This is a genomic window from Iningainema tapete BLCC-T55, assembly GCF_014698965.1.
GTDB classification, from domain to species: domain Bacteria; phylum Cyanobacteriota; class Cyanobacteriia; order Cyanobacteriales; family Nostocaceae; genus Iningainema; species Iningainema tapete.
Genome location: NZ_JACXAE010000009.1, coordinates 184,534 through 201,285, shown reverse-complemented (window position 1 = coordinate 201,285; position 16,752 = coordinate 184,534). Strand labels below are relative to the sequence as shown.

20 protein-coding genes are annotated in these 16,752 nt (G+C 42.4%); 12 read left to right on the top strand and 8 right to left on the bottom strand.

From position 1 onward, the window contains the following. The first annotated feature begins 248 nt into the window (after window positions 1–248). The 4 genes from ICL16_RS01785 (at window position 249) to ICL16_RS01770 (ending at window position 3,238) form a co-directional block, all read left to right on the top strand. A complete protein-coding gene (locus ICL16_RS01785; protein ID WP_337906888.1) occupies window positions 249–1,874 on the top strand; it encodes a CHAT domain-containing protein in 1,626 nt (541 codons plus the stop codon). 195 nt (window positions 1,875–2,069) lie between these two features. Further along, a complete protein-coding gene (locus ICL16_RS01780) occupies window positions 2,070–2,399 on the top strand; it encodes a DUF433 domain-containing protein (protein ID WP_190825164.1) in 330 nt (109 codons plus the stop codon). Window positions 2,400–2,470: 71 nt separating this feature from the next. Next, window positions 2,471–2,746 carry a DUF5615 family PIN-like protein gene (locus ICL16_RS01775; protein ID WP_337906887.1) on the top strand — a complete coding sequence of 92 codons (276 nt, stop codon included), beginning with the start codon at window positions 2,471–2,473 and terminating at the stop codon, window positions 2,744–2,746. Between the two features lie 3 nt (window positions 2,747–2,749). Beyond that, window positions 2,750–3,238 carry a GNAT family N-acetyltransferase gene (locus ICL16_RS01770; RefSeq protein WP_190825163.1) on the top strand — a complete coding sequence of 163 codons (489 nt, stop codon included), beginning with the start codon at window positions 2,750–2,752 and terminating at the stop codon, window positions 3,236–3,238. A 202-nt stretch (window positions 3,239–3,440) separates the two neighbouring features. On the opposite strand, the gene ICL16_RS01765 is transcribed toward ICL16_RS01770, so the two are convergent. After that, the gene (locus ICL16_RS01765) at window positions 3,441–3,605 is read right to left on the bottom strand and encodes a hypothetical protein (RefSeq protein ID WP_190825162.1); all 165 of its coding nucleotides are present in this window, start codon (window positions 3,603–3,605) and stop codon (window positions 3,441–3,443) included. A gap of 70 nt (window positions 3,606–3,675) precedes the next feature. Between ICL16_RS01765 and ICL16_RS47110 the strand changes: the two genes are divergently transcribed. Then, window positions 3,676–3,813, top strand: a complete 138-nt coding sequence (locus tag ICL16_RS47110) for a hypothetical protein (RefSeq protein ID WP_337906884.1) — start codon at window positions 3,676–3,678, stop codon at window positions 3,811–3,813. Window positions 3,814–3,929: 116 nt separating this feature from the next. On the opposite strand, the gene ICL16_RS01755 is transcribed toward ICL16_RS47110, so the two are convergent. Next, a complete protein-coding gene (locus ICL16_RS01755) occupies window positions 3,930–4,190 on the bottom strand; it encodes a hypothetical protein (protein ID WP_190825161.1) in 261 nt (86 codons plus the stop codon). A 266-nt stretch (window positions 4,191–4,456) separates the two neighbouring features. Here ICL16_RS01755 and ICL16_RS01750 point away from each other — a divergent pair, with 266 nt between their 5' ends. The 3 genes from ICL16_RS01750 to ICL16_RS01740 all read left to right on the top strand — a co-directional run bounded on the left by ICL16_RS01750 (window position 4,457) and on the right by ICL16_RS01740 (window position 6,990). Further along, entirely contained in the window at window positions 4,457–5,287 is an 831-nt protein-coding gene (locus ICL16_RS01750) for an RRXRR domain-containing protein (protein WP_475578786.1), read from the top strand. A gap of 143 nt (window positions 5,288–5,430) precedes the next feature. Then, window positions 5,431–6,072 (top strand): ABC transporter permease, encoded by a 642-nt coding sequence (locus tag ICL16_RS01745; protein ID WP_190825159.1) that lies wholly within the window; start codon window positions 5,431–5,433, stop codon window positions 6,070–6,072. After that, window positions 6,073–6,990: a glycine betaine ABC transporter substrate-binding protein gene (locus tag ICL16_RS01740; protein ID WP_190825158.1), complete on the top strand. Its 918-nt coding sequence runs from the start codon at window positions 6,073–6,075 to the stop codon at window positions 6,988–6,990. A 170-nt stretch (window positions 6,991–7,160) separates the two neighbouring features. Here ICL16_RS01740 and ICL16_RS01735 read toward each other — a convergent pair whose 3' ends face one another. The 3 genes from ICL16_RS01735 to ICL16_RS01730 form a co-directional block, all read right to left on the bottom strand. Further along, a complete protein-coding gene (locus ICL16_RS01735) occupies window positions 7,161–8,714 on the bottom strand; it encodes a radical SAM protein (RefSeq protein WP_190825157.1) in 1,554 nt (517 codons plus the stop codon). After that, window positions 8,708–8,839, bottom strand: coding sequence for a hypothetical protein (locus ICL16_RS46625; RefSeq protein ID WP_273038058.1), 132 nt, complete (start codon window positions 8,837–8,839; stop codon window positions 8,708–8,710). The genes ICL16_RS01735 and ICL16_RS46625 overlap by 7 nt, the downstream gene beginning before the upstream one ends. Before the next feature lie 128 nt (window positions 8,840–8,967). After that, window positions 8,968–10,086 (bottom strand): mechanosensitive ion channel family protein, encoded by a 1,119-nt coding sequence (locus ICL16_RS01730; protein WP_190825156.1) that lies wholly within the window; start codon window positions 10,084–10,086, stop codon window positions 8,968–8,970. A gap of 766 nt (window positions 10,087–10,852) precedes the next feature. Here ICL16_RS01730 and ICL16_RS01725 point away from each other — a divergent pair. Both ICL16_RS01725 and ICL16_RS01720 read left to right on the top strand, forming a co-directional pair. Further along, on the top strand, window positions 10,853–11,707 hold the full coding sequence (locus ICL16_RS01725) for a DUF72 domain-containing protein (protein ID WP_190825155.1): 855 nt from the start codon (window positions 10,853–10,855) through the stop codon (window positions 11,705–11,707). Between the two features lie 26 nt (window positions 11,708–11,733). Next, window positions 11,734–12,216 carry an FUSC family protein gene (locus ICL16_RS01720; RefSeq protein WP_238360542.1) on the top strand — a complete coding sequence of 161 codons (483 nt, stop codon included), beginning with the start codon at window positions 11,734–11,736 and terminating at the stop codon, window positions 12,214–12,216. Between the two features lie 234 nt (window positions 12,217–12,450). On the opposite strand, the gene ICL16_RS01715 is transcribed toward ICL16_RS01720, so the two are convergent. Together ICL16_RS01715 and ICL16_RS01710 are read right to left on the bottom strand one after the other, a co-directional pair. Continuing rightward, window positions 12,451–12,888, bottom strand: coding sequence for a PIN domain-containing protein (locus ICL16_RS01715; RefSeq protein WP_190825154.1), 438 nt, complete (start codon window positions 12,886–12,888; stop codon window positions 12,451–12,453). Then, the gene (locus ICL16_RS01710) at window positions 12,882–13,187 is read right to left on the bottom strand and encodes a hypothetical protein (RefSeq protein WP_190825153.1); all 306 of its coding nucleotides are present in this window, start codon (window positions 13,185–13,187) and stop codon (window positions 12,882–12,884) included. Before ICL16_RS01710 ends, ICL16_RS01715 begins: the two co-directional genes overlap by 7 nt. 127 nt (window positions 13,188–13,314) lie before the next feature. Here ICL16_RS01710 and ICL16_RS01705 point away from each other — a divergent pair, with 127 nt between their 5' ends. Further along, a complete protein-coding gene (locus tag ICL16_RS01705; protein WP_190825152.1) occupies window positions 13,315–14,169 on the top strand; it encodes a DUF72 domain-containing protein in 855 nt (284 codons plus the stop codon). 26 nt (window positions 14,170–14,195) lie between these two features. Further along, a complete protein-coding gene (locus tag ICL16_RS01700) occupies window positions 14,196–15,353 on the top strand; it encodes an FUSC family protein (protein ID WP_238360541.1) in 1,158 nt (385 codons plus the stop codon). 13 nt (window positions 15,354–15,366) lie between these two features. Here ICL16_RS01700 and ICL16_RS01695 read toward each other — a convergent pair whose 3' ends face one another. Then, window positions 15,367–16,605, bottom strand: coding sequence for a S41 family peptidase (locus ICL16_RS01695; protein WP_190825151.1), 1,239 nt, complete (start codon window positions 16,603–16,605; stop codon window positions 15,367–15,369). Window positions 16,606–16,752: the final 147 nt, after the last annotated feature.

The following is a 16,752-nucleotide window of genomic DNA, read 5'->3' as shown; positions in this document are numbered from 1 at the left end:
GTGAGATTAGGGTAACGCTGGTGAATGGGTGGGGTGTACCAGTTAGGGTGATAACTCTAGATAATGTCAAAATTACGCAAGAAGTAAATAGCGAAGTTAGAATAATTGGACATCAACGGCAAGAATTCCAAAAAAGGCGGTTTAATGAACAGAATCAAGCATTTGCAGATTTAGAGCAAAGGATAGTAATACCTAAAGAAAATACATTTGCTACTATTCATTCGTTTGCAGCCTCTGATGACCAATTTATTGAAGAACAACTAACACCATCATCCTATGGACCTAGTCTCATTTTGGCGATCGCCCGTCTAGTCAACACTGGTACTGACAACTTTGCCATTTGGGTGGTGGAGGCTCCCTATTCGAGTGCTCGTGTTCTGCATGAGTGTGTATGGTCTGATAAAGTTACGAATGTGTGGGTTGAGTGGCAGCAGATGTTTGCAAGTCGTCGCTTAGATATTTCCCTTGGTGCTTCTACACTCCCCAACCCAGGTCTACTAGATTTAGCTTCATCCGCTTCTAGTCAGCCAGTAGCTTACACTGCGCGTCTGATGCAACACTTGGGAATTAGGTTGTGGCACTGGGTATTTGATGGTGCAATTCTCCCTTGTCTCGAACGCAGTCTTAACATTGCCACAGGTCAGAACAAACGTTTACGCTTGAGATTGGAAATTCGTGACCCGAATTTGATTGGTCTACCTTGGGAAATTATGCAGCGCGAACCAGGTCAATCAGCAATGTCGCTGTCCCAAAACATGCTGTTTAGTCGCACCACCAGTGAAGTTGAACCCTTACCATATTTACAAGCCGAAGGTGCGCTCAACATTCTCCTCGTTTTAGGAAACAACGATCAACTCCAGTTGTCCGAGGAAGCAACTATTCTCGAACAAACTCTGGCTAGTGGTATGGTTGGTAGCAATAGTGTTGGCTTAGCGCCGGCAATGGTGAAAACACTTCTACAACCAACACCGATGGAGTTAATTTCTGAACTGGAAACTACTGCGTACAATGTCTTTTTTTACGCAGGTCATGGTTTACCAGGACCAGATGGGGGTTTGTTGTTTGTGCAACCAGATAAGACGCTCACGGGCATGGAATTGGCGCAAGTTTTGACCAGTAGAGGTGTGAAACTGGCAGTATTTAAATGGTGTTGGAGTGCACAACCTGCTGTTGATGTTAATCATCAAGTAATGCCACACAGCAGTCTAGCAGAAGTTCTAATTCGTCAAGGTGTGCCAGCAGTTTTAACAATGCGTGATGCAATCGCTGACCATGAAAGTCAAAGTTTTATTCAATACTTTGCCGCTGCGCTACGTGCACGTAAACTAATCGATGAAGCTGTTTGTGATGCAAGGCAACAATTATTAGCACTTTATAGTTTTAATCAGCCTGCTTGGACTTTGCCAGTTCTGTATATGCATCCCGATTTTGATGGCAAATTAATCTATGATATAGACCCAACAGATGATGAATACAAGTTTGCTGGACTATGGAAAACTTATGTACTCCAAAATACTGCTTTTTTGCGATCGCTTTCACCTGATGGTCAAACTTATTCATTACGACCTGTCATCACCCGGATCGGTCGCATGACAGACAATGATATAGTGATTCCTGAACCTTGGGTTTCTAAACGCCATGCAGAAATCCTCAGTCGAAATTTTCCCTTTAGGACTAGGACTACAAAAGCGGGATTGTTTCACCTACAAGATTTGTCCATCTACGGCACTTGGATTTTACGTTCTAACTCTGATAGCTGGCAACTAATCAACCGTCAGGTTATACCCTTGGAGTCAGGAATGCAGTTAAAGTTTGGTAGTAAGAAAAGTCAACCTTGGGAATTCATCATTGAAGAAGGATCGCATCTATGTTGAATATTTGCCCAAGAAATAATTTTTTGATGAAGAAATTGTACAACACCTCATGCTAGTATTTTGACAGCGCTTTTTTAAATTTACTCAGGTACTTGTACAATTTTAGCGATCGCTTAGACCAAGAATTATCACACAGGCAATTACATTACCACAAAGATTGCTTATGATATAATTATATGAGTCCAAAACAAACTTATGCCAGTTTTAGAAGCTAAAATTTATGTAGAGTATTGCAACAGTGGTTACTGGATTGCAAATACACGAATTTCCTTGGACTCAATTGTGTATGCTTTCCGCAATGGAATCTCACCTGAAAGCATTGTTCAATCTTTCCCGCTGTTGACGCTGGAACAGGTTTACGGAGCGATCGCCTTCTACCTGGCTAATCGTAATGAGATTGATGCATATCTTGCCGCCGAAGAGGAAGAGTTTGATGCAATGCCTCAACCATTACAAGTGACCGATTCATCTCTGTATAACAAACTTATATCAGCTAAAGCCGAGAAACAAGGGTCGGGAGCGTGAATATCCAATATCAAGCCGATGCTGACTTGAATCAGGCAATTGTTACAGGAGTTCTACGATAAGAGCCTGCGATAAATTTTCAAACTGCTTCTGCTGCTGGATTACAAGGTTTAAGCGATTTGGAGGTACTTGAATTAGCAGCACAGCAAGGACGTATTCTTGTAACTCATGATCGCAAGACGATGCCCTCGGAATTTGCAAAGTTTGTTGTCAACCGCCAATGTACAGGTGTTGTCATTGTGTCTAAGAAGTTGGCAATTGAAACTGTGATTGAGGAGTTGATCTTAATTTGGTCGGTATCGAGTGCAGAAGAATGGATTAACCGTATTGCCAAGATTCCTCTGTAGCCAATGAACACTAATTTTCCACCATTAGAAACCTTACGACTCTACCTGAAAACCTTAGATCAGAATGATTTTGAATTCTTTTATCGCCACTTTTCAAATCCTCAGATTAATCGATACATTCTCGATGAAGATCCTATCACATCCCTTGAACATGCTCAAGAAATCCTCAACTTTTATGGACAATCAACTGATAAAACTTATACACGTTGGGTTCTTGTCACTAAAGCTGATGGACAACCTATTGGCACTTGCGGGTTTCACAAATGGAGTCGTCGCAACTACCGGGCTGAGATTGGTTATGACTTAACACCCTCGGCTTGGAGACAGGGCTATATGCACGAGGCACTGTCAGTAATGCTAGAGTTTGGGTTTCAGCAAATGGAGTTAAACCGTGTTGAAGCTCTGGTATATCCTGAGAACACCGCTTCGCTCAGGTTATTGGAAAAACTCCATTTTCAAAAAGAAGGTCTGCTGAGGGGCTATTTCTGGTAAAACAATCAGTTCCACGATCACTGGCTTCTGTCTCTGCTCAAAGCCGAATAGCAGTCATCACATCTCTAAACTCCAACCCGAAACGCATCGGGAAAACACCGCTTGCACCGTTTTGGACAAGGAACACTATGGGGTGTTTATCGTTGGTTGGTACTGTCGGGAGTGTGAATATCCAATATCACTCATGTGTCAAACAATACTCTTACCAAGCCATCTGCTCCCGAATGCGTTCTTCCCGTAGCTCATTAATTAAGGCATTAATATCAAGGTTCTCGATTGGCTCAGTTTCGATAACTAAAATCCCTTCTTTTCGGTAAACCTTGGGTAATTCTAGTGTTGATTTTTGGAGTTGAGGGGGAATGTTCATAGCAGTAGAAAGAAAAGATGTATTATTATTTTATTTGTAACACACTGTAACGAGCAGTTTAAAACATTAGATGACAAATAAAGAATTATTAATTCAAGAAATAGAAACTTTACCGCCAGAATTGCTGACAGATGCACTCGATTTGATTCGAGCTATCAAATCCAGCTATGCAGAAATACAGTTGAGCAAGGAAAATAAGTCAAGTTAAAATAAATTACACGGTTCTACAGCTGAAGATTTACTGGAATTTGCCGGAACTTGGGAAGGAGATGACATTAGAGAGTGTCTTCAACTTGTCCATGATACAAGGGCTGCCACTAGAATTTAAGTCTGCGCCCTGATGCGTTCTTCTCGTAGTTCATGAATGAAGGCATTGATATCTATATCGCCAATCGGTTCGGCATCTACGACTAAAACACTTCCTTCATAGTATACTTTAGGTTGTTCTGGTGACAATTCTTCAATCTGCTGATTAAGGATACTGACTTTTTCTGCGACAGATTGTAGAATGAACTGTTTAGAGGAGACTCCTTGGCGGTTCGCCCATTTTTCGACTTCTTTTTGGAGTTGAGGAGGAAGGTTCATAGCAGTAGAAATAAAAAATGCCTGATATACTGATTATAATATGGTGCAACAACTAGCCTGAATGTGCGATCGCAATATCCACAAGCCCTTGGCTTTTTGCAATGTCTGAAACCTAACCTGTCAACAACCCACCGCTGACAAACGTACAGGTACAGCGGGGGCTTGCGAAAAGCCCTAGTTGACCCGACGGTGAGGGAGAGGTTCGTACTCGTTATCACCTCACAGCCGTTACTAGCAAGGTTAAAGAACTTACCTACAAATCCGTGATGCCAGTTTGTAGCTCTAAAACGAAACGGTTAAACATGTTTAGCGGGTTAAGCAAGTGTCGTAATAGAAAGTACCGACTAGTAACACCGTCCAGGCTCACATTACCCGTAAGGAGGCTCTTTATGAGCAAAGTATTAGTAATTGACACAGAGAAAAGACCACGCTTACCCATTCATCCAGCGCAAGCAAGACAACTTTTAAGAAATGGTAAAGCCGCAATATTTCGCAAATTTCCATTCACAATCATCTTAAAAGAAGCAAGTCCCGATGCATCAGTTCAACCTTTAAGAATCAAGATTGACCCTGGTGCGAAAACAACTGGAATAGCAGTAGTCAACGATTCAACAGGTGCTGTTAACGCAACCAGATTCAAATTACTTGAAGTCTTGAGAGCAACAGGATTACCAGTTGAAACGGGAAGTGGTGGACTAACAAAGTTTAATCGTATTCAACAAGAACTAGAAAAAACTCATTGGATTGATGCGGCAGTAGTAGGTAAATCTACCCCAGAAAAACTAATCATCAAGGGAGTTAAGCCATTACTAATTAATGCAGTTGGACATGGTTCTAGGCAGTCATGCCGAACCGACAAGTATGGCTTTCCCAATCGACATGTACCCAGAGAGAAAATACATTTTGGTTTTCAAACTGGAGATATTGTTAAAGCAGTTGTCAAGACTGGAAAGAAGGTAGGTACTTATGTTGGTAAAGTGGCAATTCGTTCATCAGGTAGTTTCAATATCTCAACCAAAAACGGATTAATACAAGGAATTTCCCACCGATTTTGTAAAGCTATTCACAAAAAGGACGGTTATTCGTATGCAGTCTAAGAGATTAGAAATTTCTCGGTTGTCCCTCTCATTATTTGAGCTTGCGCTCAAAAACATAGAAGTGCCACCTCGCAATTTCTCCCCTTTTCCTCTCACCACTGACCTGAGTACAGGTACAGTGGGAGTCTCCAAGGGGGTATGAGATGAACTTGAGCAACTTTTTCCTAATCAAATATGCTCCAGAAATCTTGGAACGCACCCTAGAACACTTGTTGATAGTAGGCATTTCCATTAGCATTGCTTCACTCTTAGGTATACCTCTAGGGATCTTAATCACTCGGCAAAAGAATTTCCGCCAACCGATTTTAGGGATTGCGAATATTTTGCAGACCATTCCTAGTCTAGCACTATTCGGCTTACTCATCCCTGTACCGCTCATCGGTGGAATTGGAACCAACCCGGCTATTTTCGCCTTAATTTTGTATTCCCTGCTACCGATAATCCGCAACACTTATACTGGTATTGCTGGCGTTGATCCAGCTATTCGAGAAGCTGGAAAGGGTATGGGGATGACAGATAAAGAATTGTTGCTTCAGGTAGAAATTCCTCTAGCAATGGGAGTGATTTTGGCGGGGGTGCGAGTCGCTACAGTGATTGGTATTGGAATTGCAACTATTGCTGCTGCAATTGGCGCTGGTGGTTTAGGGGAGTTGATTTTTCGGGGTATTTCTGCAGTGAACGATCAATTAATATTAGCGGGTGCAATTCCTGCAGCAGTAATTGCTTTATTTGCAGATTTGGCAATTGGCTGGGTGGAAGGGAAATTGACAATTACAAGAAAGTAGATGAAGAAACTTTTTAATTTTTTACTTTTAACTTTTTCTTTAATGCTCTTAATCGTCAGTTGCAACCTTACCTCTAATAATGGCGGTAGTGCTGATATTGTTATTGGTTCTAAAGGTTTTACAGAGCAAGATATTTTAAGCGAAATTTTAGCACAACAGATTGAAGAAACAACACATTTAAAAGTTGCTCAACGCCGTTTTACTAGTGCGTTAGTGACTCATCAAGCACTTACTGCTGGCAAAATTGATGCTTATGTTGAGTATACAGGCACAGCTTTTACTGTGATTCTCAAACAAAAAGCTATCAACGACCCAAAGTTACTTTATGAAAAGTTAAAACAAGCCTACGCGCAGCAATTCCATTTAGAAGTGATGGAACCTTTAGGTTATGAAAGTACTTTTGCCATGACTATTCGTGCTGAAGATGCAAAACGTGACAATATTCAAACTTTGTCAGATTTAGCTAAGTATGCACCTCAGATGCGTGCTGGTTTCGGCTACGAATTTATAGAACGCGAAGATGGTTATCGTGGCTTGGCTAAAACTTATGGTTTACACTTTGCCCAATCTCCTCGCATTATGGATTTGGGATTAATATACCGGGCACTACAGCAAAAGCTAGTAGACATAATAAATGGTGGCACTACAGATGGGCAAATTTCTCGCTTGGGTTTGGTAGTGCTAAAAGATGATTTGCACTATTTTCCACCATACGAAGCAGCAACCATTATACGTCAGGATACTTTGAAAAAGTATCCAAAATTAAGGCAAGCACTCACTCAGCTTGTGGGACGCATTTCTTTTGATGATATGCAGCATTTAAACTCTCTGGTTGAGGGGGAGTTTCGTGATATTAGAGATGTTGTCAGGGATTTTCGCAAAGCCAAGGGTTTAATTGTTGTAGAGGATAGGGGATAGGGGATTGGTGAATTAGTTGTTGCGACTGCGCCCCATATAAGGTAGGTGTTAGCACTAACAAACATAATCTCTACAACCTGATCTGGGAGGTGTGCCTGCGGCGCACCTCCGCACTGTACCTGTTAGTTATGCAAACCGCTGTAAGTAGGGGCAGCTCAAAAGGGCGGTGTTCAGTTCAAATTCCCCAATGCAATCTTTGAGTCATCGGAGGAAGCTTCACTAACCATCCCTGAATATTCCCCGTTATAGTTGGTAAATTCAGACGCTGCTTTGCGAATATTAGATAGACGAATTTGCCAATCGGAAACCTGCTCGTAGCTAAGGTGATGAGTATTGGAAGTAGTTGTCCATACTCCCCAAAGACAGGTGTCTTCAAACTGTAGCATTCCTGACTTGCGTAAGTTGTAGGCTTGCGGAGTTCCGGGCAAGGGAATAATGCTGTAGCACGAAGTTTGAAATTCCAATTGAGGGTTAATCTCTACCAGTTCATCTACCAGTTCTGTGATCGCTTCCTCAAGACGTAACAAGTCATCATGGTCATCATCAGGTAGCCCGATAATGATGCCATAAGCAATGACAGGTACACCAGTTCTAACTACAGATTTCATCAACGTACAATGCTCTTGCCACGGCAGGAGCTTTTTGTAGGCTTCTCGTCCAAAAACGGGACGTTCGGCAGGGATATAAGCCAAAGGACAACCGACTTTGCCATCCCAACCAAACAGTGCTTCAATCAGTTCTTCGTCAGGTCTGAGATCGGTGCTTTCGTAGTTACGCCCAGCTCCGAGAGTTGTTTTCCTCAGTTCTAAACCATTCGGCCACATCAGAGTTATTCCCATCTCCCGCGCACCATTGGTAATTGCGAGGATTTCTTCTCGCCCCTCAGGAAAGAGTCCACGGGCGAGGAATTGATCGGAACCGATATTGATCGAAACAGCCCCCGCCTCTTTCTGGATAGCCAACCATTTGAGGGCTGTTTCTGGGGACATTCTCCGAAAGCCAGTGCCGTAAGTGGGTGTCATGCAAAAATCGCAGGTGCGATCGCAACCAATGTCAGCTACCAACGAACCGACTGGCACACATCCTTGGACATTGGGGAGTGTCCCTAAACATTCCCGCGCCACTTCCACCGAGGGTAGTGCCCACTCATCTGGAGTTTTTGCTTTAGTCTTCCTGGGATACTGTTTACCATCTGCGAGAATGACACCCGTGAGTTCTTCTCGTGGGGTTTTTCCGAGTACATAATCAAAAATCGCCCAATTCGCTGCCCCGGATTTATCCTGAACAACTGCTGCTGCGCCCGCCTTCAAGTAGTGGTGTGGTTCAGCGAAAGCATCCGAGCCGCCAACGACAATCGGACGACCCCCCTTAGCCAGATGCTCAATCACCATACAAGTCACTTGACGGTCTTGAGAGAAATTAACTGTAACTCCCCAAGCATCGAAGGCGTGGGGATCGAGGGCGGAAATGTTCCCCCCAACGTAAGTTTTCCGCAGGGTCATCCCTTTCCAGAAAACCTGCCCAAATTCTTCACTATAATTCCCATCTCTGAGGTTGACCAATCGGGCATCAAATCCTCCTGCAAGCAAGTCAGGGATCAAAACTTGCTTGCTGATTAACGAACGATGTCTATATAAAGAAGTCCAATTTTTGCCCTCTGCATCGTAGAGTCCCGTTGCTGGAACTTCGATCAGTCCAATTGTGGGATACTTGTTAGCTACCATAGTTCAAGGTGCGTATGGGTGGAATAAGACGAGGGAATTTTCGATTGCTCGCGATCTGCAAGCTTTACTCGCTTTGCGATCGCCACTCCTTGGTCGTAGAAGCCTGGGTTGATCCCATCTTCCACAAATAGATATCATAGGGGAAAAATATCATCAATTTATCAACTGAATAAATTTCTTAATTATTCCCCTGCCAAGAATAGCCCTCTTAACTGAACACACCCTACGCACTTATAGAATAAATATTTTCAGTCTAATTATTGGATACCTTCTGACTTTGTTTATATTTTTCCGGCTCGGTGCGGAGATCCACAGATAAGAAATCGATGCTCTGTTGCTCTAAAAGTTCTAAAATGGCTATATTTAAGTTCCTTTCAGCCTCAAAGTAGAGCTTTTCATCATTAACAAATGCAACGATGTTAATAACACGGGCATTATTTTCAATCTTGCTAAACCGAACAATTATCTCTTTCGATAAGCCCATAATCAATGAGGGAATTTCTCGAATAGCATCGCATATTCTAGCGGTTTGCTTTGCTGAAATATTATCAATTTTTAGAGTTAAACTAATGCCCCATTTTAATTCATCACCAGGATTTTGTGACCAATTTTCTACGATTCCAGTAATCATTTTAGAGTTGGGCATTTTCACAATAGATCCCCACTGATAGACATGGAGGGTTGTGGTTCTAAATCCAATATTTAATATCTGCACAAAACCCTGTAATCCTGAAACTGAAACCCAGTCACCTTCTCGATAAAGATGATCGGAGTAGATAATAATTGTACAAAACCAGTCATAGACAATATCTTTCAACAGCAAACCTAAAGTAATACCAGCACCACCTAATAGACCAACTAGTGCTGCTGCTGATTGTCCTAAAAAGATTTCACTGACCTTAATAGTGATTACGATAACTGCTGCAGATTGAAAAATCTTCGGCATCAAAGGTCTGAGTAATTCATCCAGTTCAGTATCAGTGTGTAGAACCAAGTTAGCAATTATCTGTCCTAAGATAGAAGCGGCTCGGTAAATAGCGTATGCTACTATGAAAACAACTATCAGATTGAGAGTCCTGCCGATTGTTTCGCTCAATTGAAAACCTAATTCCTGCGCCAGAATTTCCTTGACCAGCCACAGTCCACCAATCAGAATCAACCAACTTAAGGACGGCTTGAGAATCCCAACTAACTCATCATCGAGAGCGGTCTTGGATTTGCTAGTAAAGGGCTCAATAGTTTTAACTATAGCTGCAACAATAAATCGTCTTAACGTCTGTATAACCGTCAAGATGATAAGGACGGCTAATATTTTGCCCATGGGGAGGTTGGAGTAATTGAGATTTTTCAGCGTGTTCCAAATTGCTTCCATAAATTAGATTGTGGGTAGTTGCTGTTTTTAATTTAAAAAAGGAACTATTCGTTGTCAGGTGGACACTGCTTTCATCGTTTGCTCAATACATTATTTTTTTCAGGTTGCGCCCAGAATGCCCACACCTACGCGTTTACGTTAGTGTAGCATCTTTGGGCGCTCCGGGATTGGGTACTAGGTACTGTGTACTGGGAAAAATTTTCTTGCCCAATCCCCAATGCGTTTAACGAGTAAAAACTGTGTACTTATTACTAACAAAATATATAATCGCACATATATGCAAAAATTTCCCAATTTTTTTTCACGCCCAATAGATAGGAACGTGTTGATATTCTGCATCGATTTAAAAATGCGGAGTCTCCTGCCTCCCACATTTCTTCTAGCGTGGTTATGAAAATTAGTTACACAGCAATGGAATAGCGCAACTAGCTGTCAAACTTTTACTGTCAGACTGCCACTCATGAAAGATCAAGACGCAAAACGGAATAAATTTCTGCTAAACTATGGGTCGAAACTAGTCCTTAAATTTCCTCAGATTGCGCCTGATTTAATCGAACAACGCAAGTATTCTTGAGAAGATGACTGACGACGAGTGCGCAAATTAACACAGAAGTATCCAAAAGCACTTTCACTAGTTCATCTGCTCTCGGATACGTTCTTCTCTTAGAGGTTCGCCCATTTTTCGACTTCTTTTTGGAGTTGAGGAGGAAGGTTCATAGCAATAGTCTACTATTATTGTAGATTTGTTGAGGGCGAATTACAGCTTGTGAGCTTTTTTATTGGTTGCGCGGTTTGGGCATATAAAGGTTGGGTAGGCGAACTTTATCCCCAAGGATCTCGCGCTGGTGAATTTTTGCACCTCTACAGCAGACGCTTCACTTCTGTAGAAGGTAACACCACTTTCTATGCTGTACCCAATCAGGAGACAGTTACTCGTTGGGCAAAGGAAACACCAGTTGGTTTTGAATTTTGCCTCAAATTGCCGCGAGATGTGACCCACAAAGGATTACTGCAACCACATATTCCAGATGCTTTGGAATTTTTGCACAGAATGCGTCCTTTGGGTAAGCGCCTTGGACCGATGTTTGCTCAGTTACCGCCTAGTTACTCACCTGATTCTATTGACGATCTTACTACTTTTCTTGAAGCTTGGCATCATGATGAAGTTCCCCTCGCGTTGGAAGTTCGGCATCAAGACTGGTTTACACAACCCCATGCTAGTAACTTAACGGCGCTTTTACAAAGGTTGGGTGTTGGCAGAGTACTGCTAGACTCTCGTCCTATTTATACTGGAGATGATGATCCCCAGTTGCAATCTGAGCGCCGCAAACCGAAAGTACCTGTAGTATATAGTGTTACAGCACCTTTTAGCTTAATTCGCTTCATTTCTCATCCTAATTTAGCTGTGAATCAGCTATTTATGGAAGAATGGGTAATCCAAATTAAGCAGTGGTTGCAGCAGGATAAGCGAATTTATTTGTTTGTTCACTGCCCAGTAGAAGAATGTTCTCCTCACACAGCACGTTACTTTCAAAAGTTATTGGAACAAAGTAGTGCTACAGTTGCGCCTCTACCTTGGAATGTTCTTGACAATCCTCCCAATCAGCTGAGTTTGTGGTAGTATCCTGTAGGATGTGGGAATTTCCTATGAAGTTGGAAGGTATGAAAAAACCCTCAAACCCCCTCCAAAATACTGATCAAGCAGCAAGCAAACAGCGTAAGCGCTCACAAAGAATCATCACCCGATTAAAAACTTGGGTTGCTACTCCCAACGGGATGTTATTGATTGTGCAAACTAAGATGGCGCTCAAAATGGCAGTAGCATCAGCTATCTCCTACGTCATTGCTCAACGGTTGCATTGGGAGTACCCGTTCTACGCAGTGATTGCTGCCATCATTGTCATGTCCTCTACTCATGGTAGCACCCTAAAGCAAGGAGTTCAACGGATAATTGGGTCGATCATTGGAACCATTACTGGTGCAATCTTTGCCGTAACGCTGGGCAGCAATTTTTGGTCATTGGGAACGAGTGTGTTTCTCACCATCTTCCTCGCCAACTACTGGAAATTCAATGAAGCAGCAAAGCTAGCGGGGATGGAACGAAGTAACCCTCCCACTCAAATTAATTGACTTTATTCTCAATAGTTAAGGGTGCAAATCTGCCGCCTCTGATTTTTCCATAATGTAACTTACGTTGGCAAAGACTTAAGAACAGGTAAATCGATTCGTCTGACTGGCAGAACAGTTAATAATCCTAAAAGTTATCGCTTTGTTGGATATGAGTTCCACAATGGACCATATACTTATTCGGTAACAGCAAATAATGTCCTAATCGTTTATAAAAATGATCGCGCTTCCTTAAATTTACTCAGGTACTTGTACAATTTTAGCGATCGCCTCTCCCAAACGGGTAAAGTGACGAGGATTTAGTGTGAGGAGAACATCTGCATTTGCTTTTAATGCAGCTTGGGCAATTAGCGCATCAAAAATACCACCACCAGGAAGTTTTAGAGCAACTATTTGGGCGATCACTGCTAGATAGTCATCAACACTTAGAGGAATGACCTCAAATTGCTGTGATATATCTACAATTACGCTTTGGGCTTGTTCAGGAGCAATGCGAGGTCGAATGGGAAGGCGGGTAATGACAGAATAAGTTTCTGCTAGACTGTGAGTTGAAATTAAACCTTCAATTTGTTTGGATTCTACTGCTTGCAGTCTAGGAAAGCAGGAGAAGTGTTCAGCATGACTGACAACTAATGCCGGAACTAAAACAGAGGTATCAAACAATACTCTTACCAAGCCATCTGCTCCCGAATGCGTTCTTCCCGAGCTTCATTAATGAAGGCATTGATATCAAGGTTCTCGATTGGCTCAGTTTCGATCACTAAAATTCCTTCTTTTCGGTAAACCTTGGGAAATTCTGGTGTTGATGTATTGAGTGCTGGCGAAATTTCAGCATCTTTGGGAACTTCAGGCATTTGCTGATTTAGGATATCAATTTTGTCGGCAACAGTTTGTAGAATGAACTGTTCAGAGGAGACTCCTTGGAGGTTCGCCCATTTTTCGACTTCTTTTTGGAGTTGAGGAGGAAGGTTCATAGCAGTAGAAAGAAAAAATGGCTGAGATTTTAGTTGTAACAAACTGTAAGGCGCAACTGCCTCAACTTTTCTGGAGCAAAATATAGTCTACTATTATTGTAGATTTGTTGAGGGCGAATTACAGCTTGTGAGCTTTTTTATTGGTTGCGCGGTTTGGGCATATAAAGGTTGGGTAGGCGAACTTTATCCCCAAGGATCTCGCGCTGGTGAATTTTTGCACCTCTACAGCAGACGCTTCACTTCTGTAGAAGGTAACACCACTTTCTATGCTGTACCCAATCAGGAGACAGTTACTCGTTGGGCAAAGGAAACACCAGTTGGTTTTGAATTTTGCCTCAAATTGCCGCAAGATGTGACTCACAAAGGATTACTGCAACCACATATTCCAGATGCTTTGGAATTTTTGCACAGAATGCGTCCTTTGGGTAAGCGCCTTGGACCGATGTTTGCTCAGTTACCGCCTAGTTACTCACCTGATTCTATTGACGATCTTACTACTTTTCTTGAAGCTTGGCATCATGATGAAGTTCCCCTCGCGTTGGAAGTTCGGCATCAAGACTGGTTTACACAACCCCATGCTAGTAACTTAACGGCGCTTTTACAAAGGTTGGGTGTTGGCAGAGTACTGCTAGACTCTCGTCCTATTTATACTGGAGATGATGATCCCCAGTTGCAATCTGAGCGCCGCAAACCGAAAGTACCTGTAGTATATAGTGTTACAGCACCTTTTAGCTTAATTCGCTTCATTTCTCATCCTAATTTAGCTGTGAATCAGCTATTTATGGAAGAATGGGTAATCCAAATTAAGCAGTGGTTGCAGCAGGATAAGCGAATTTATTTGTTTGTTCACTGCCCAGTAGAAGAATGTTCTCCTCACACAGCACGTTACTTTCAAAAGTTATTGGAACAAAGTAGTGCTACAGTTGCGCCTCTACCTTGGAATGTTCTTGACAATCCTCCCAATCAGCTGAGTTTGTGGTAGTATCCTGTAGGATGTGGGAATTTCCTATGAAGTTGGAAGGTATGAAAAAACCCTCAAACCCCCTCCAAAATACTGATCAAGCAGCAAGCAAACAGCGTAAGCGCTCACAAAGAATCATCACCCGATTAAAAACTTGGGTTGCTACTCCCAACGGGATGTTATTGATTGTGCAAACTAAGATGGCGCTCAAAATGGCAGTAGCATCAGCTATCTCCTACGTCATTGCTCAACGGTTGCATTGGGAGTACCCGTTCTACGCAGTGATTGCTGCCATCATTGTCATGTCCTCTACTCATGGTAGCACCCTAAAGCAAGGAGTTCAACGGATAATTGGGTCGATCATTGGAACCATTACTGGTGCAATCTTTGCCGTAACGCTGGGCAGCAATTTTTGGTCATTGGGAACGAGCGTGTTTCTCACCATCTTCCTCGCCAACTACTGGAAATTCAATGAAGCAGCAAAGTTAGCAGGGTATGTGTCAGCGATTGTTATCTTGACTCACAACCAGTCTCCCTGGCTCTATGCTTGGGGCAGGTTTCTAGAAACTTTGTTGGGTATTGGTGTTGCACTGTTGGTAAACAAATTAATTTTTCCTACTACTGCTCAAGCAGAGTTAAGACGTTGCTTGTCTCAAACACTGGTGAGTTTAGAGCAGTTGTATGGGTTGGTGATAGACGGTGCGTTTGCGGGAACTTATGATCGTTCCAAAGTAGATGAGTTGAAAGCAACTATCATTAATCATCTATTACAAGGACGCGAGTTATGGAAGGAGGTTAGACAGGAGCAGATAAACGAATCGGCACAAACGGGGGTGAATGAAGCTTGGCAGTTTTTACTCCGCCGAATTTGGGAACACATTCTGACAATGGAACATACCATACTAGCTCGACAACAAAATACCTTTTGGCAGATTTTCTCACCCCATCTCACCCAACTAGCACAGGAAACGAGGAGTGGAATGCTTGCCCTAGCAACAGCAGTTAAGTCACGCGACGCACGCCCATCTTTGCCTGAGATGGAAGTTGCTCTCACCAAGGCAACGGAAAGATTCAATCAGCAGCAAGAATTTAAGCGGGAAGGTTATCCAATTGATGAGCTACTCCGGTTCTTCACATTCTTCTATACAATGGAAGAGGTGGGCAGAAAGCTGCAAAGAATGGCAGACCTACTGAGCCAAGGTTAGGAAACTGGAAGTACTATTTAATACTATAAATATTTTGAATTAGAACTGTGATCGCTTGATTGTATTGAGTATCTTTTTGTGTCAAAATATTTGCTGGTGTCGATTTATCGAGTACGGCCTGTGGGATTTCAACTACGTAATCTGGTTTGATACCTTTGCGGTATATTTCACTCCCCTGAGGAGTTAATAAACTGCCAACAGTTACTAATATCATAGAGCGATCGGACAATTCTTTTCCAGCATGAACCAAACCTCTTCCAGAAGTAACGGTTCCAACTAACACCGCACGGCGATTATCTTGGAGTGCCCCTGCTAAAACTTCACTGGCGCTGGCTGTACCATTATTAACTAGGACAACCACAGGTTTATCAGTAAGCCTTGAACCACTTGCCCGTATTTGCTCCAATTTGCCAGCACGTCCTCGAATAGCTACAACCAGTTCTTTATTTAGGAATATACTGGCTATATCAGTGCTAACATTCAGCGCTCCTCCAGGATTGTTGCGTAAATCCATTAAAAAGCCGTTTACATTTTGAGCCAATAATTCTTTAACCGCATTACGCATTAACTTAGATGTATCAGGTGTAAACTGGCTCAATGCAATATAACCAATCTTTTTATCTGCTTCCTTCAATAATTTAGTCCGAACAGGTTGCACAGAAATAGCTTCGCGTAATAAAGGTACATCAAACGTCTTACCCTGACGGCGTACAGTTAAAATTACCTTAGTTCCTGCTTGACCACGCAACTTGATCATAACTTGATCGTGAGTAAGACCGGAAGTAGGTACACCATCAATTGCTTGAATAATATCCTTAGGTTGCAAACCTGCTTTTGCTGCTGGCGTGTCAGCAATTGCTGTGACAATTCTTGGTTCTTTGGTTTTTTCGTCAGTTTCCACTGCAAAATCTATTAAACCCACCCCAACAAACTTTCCGTTGCCTTCCATTTCAAAACTGGCTAACTGTTTGACATCCATCAAGCGGGTTTCAGGATCGTTAAGTTTCCGAAGCATAGCATGGATAGCGTCATATGCTGCTTTCTTGCTCCCATAGTCTCTGGACAAAAACTCATGTCGCGTTTGTTGCCAATCACTAGTGTTATTTGCGCCGACAAATTCCTGGTTAATTACCTGCCAAGCTTCATCCACAATCTGCCTATGACTGCTTTGAGAAGCAGCATAGCTTGTAGCGCCAGCAGTAGCTAGTAAGAACAATATGGAGCTACTGGCAAGAAAACGACGCATATCCATGATTTTACGTTTTGTATCAACAGGCTGGGCAAATTTTAACACAGTAATTCAAAGAGATCTGATACCATTACACAATAACTATGATACAAAATAGACGGTGTAGAGACGCGAAATTTCGCGTCTCTACAGGATTGATCTGTATCGTGA

Excerpts from the sequence above, each read along its gene's own strand:
- ICL16_RS01700 (WP_238360541.1), top strand. The coding sequence starts at position 14,196 with ATGAAGTTGGAAGGTATGAAAAAACCCTCAAACCCCCTCCAAAATACT.
- ICL16_RS01755 (WP_190825161.1), bottom strand. The coding sequence starts at position 4,190 with ATGAACCTTCCTCCTCAACTCCAAAAAGAAGTCGAAAAATGGGCGAAC.
- ICL16_RS01750 (WP_475578786.1), top strand. The coding sequence starts at position 4,457 with ATGCCAGTTTGTAGCTCTAAAACGAAACGGTTAAACATGTTTAGCGGG.
- ICL16_RS01740 (WP_190825158.1), top strand. The coding sequence starts at position 6,073 with ATGAAGAAACTTTTTAATTTTTTACTTTTAACTTTTTCTTTAATGCTC.
- ICL16_RS01765 (WP_190825162.1), bottom strand. The coding sequence starts at position 3,605 with ATGAACATTCCCCCTCAACTCCAAAAATCAACACTAGAATTACCCAAG.
- ICL16_RS01745 (WP_190825159.1), top strand. The coding sequence starts at position 5,431 with ATGAACTTGAGCAACTTTTTCCTAATCAAATATGCTCCAGAAATCTTG.
- ICL16_RS47110 (WP_337906884.1), top strand. The coding sequence starts at position 3,676 with ATGACAAATAAAGAATTATTAATTCAAGAAATAGAAACTTTACCGCCA.
- ICL16_RS01735 (WP_190825157.1), bottom strand. The coding sequence starts at position 8,714 with ATGGTAGCTAACAAGTATCCCACAATTGGACTGATCGAAGTTCCAGCA.
- ICL16_RS01780 (WP_190825164.1), top strand. The coding sequence starts at position 2,070 with ATGCCAGTTTTAGAAGCTAAAATTTATGTAGAGTATTGCAACAGTGGT.
- ICL16_RS01730 (WP_190825156.1), bottom strand. The coding sequence starts at position 10,086 with ATGGAAGCAATTTGGAACACGCTGAAAAATCTCAATTACTCCAACCTC.
- ICL16_RS01695 (WP_190825151.1), bottom strand. The coding sequence starts at position 16,605 with ATGGATATGCGTCGTTTTCTTGCCAGTAGCTCCATATTGTTCTTACTA.
- ICL16_RS01720 (WP_238360542.1), top strand. The coding sequence starts at position 11,734 with ATGAAGTTGGAAGGTATGAAAAAACCCTCAAACCCCCTCCAAAATACT.
- ICL16_RS01770 (WP_190825163.1), top strand. The coding sequence starts at position 2,750 with ATGAACACTAATTTTCCACCATTAGAAACCTTACGACTCTACCTGAAA.
- ICL16_RS01710 (WP_190825153.1), bottom strand. The coding sequence starts at position 13,187 with ATGAACCTTCCTCCTCAACTCCAAAAAGAAGTCGAAAAATGGGCGAAC.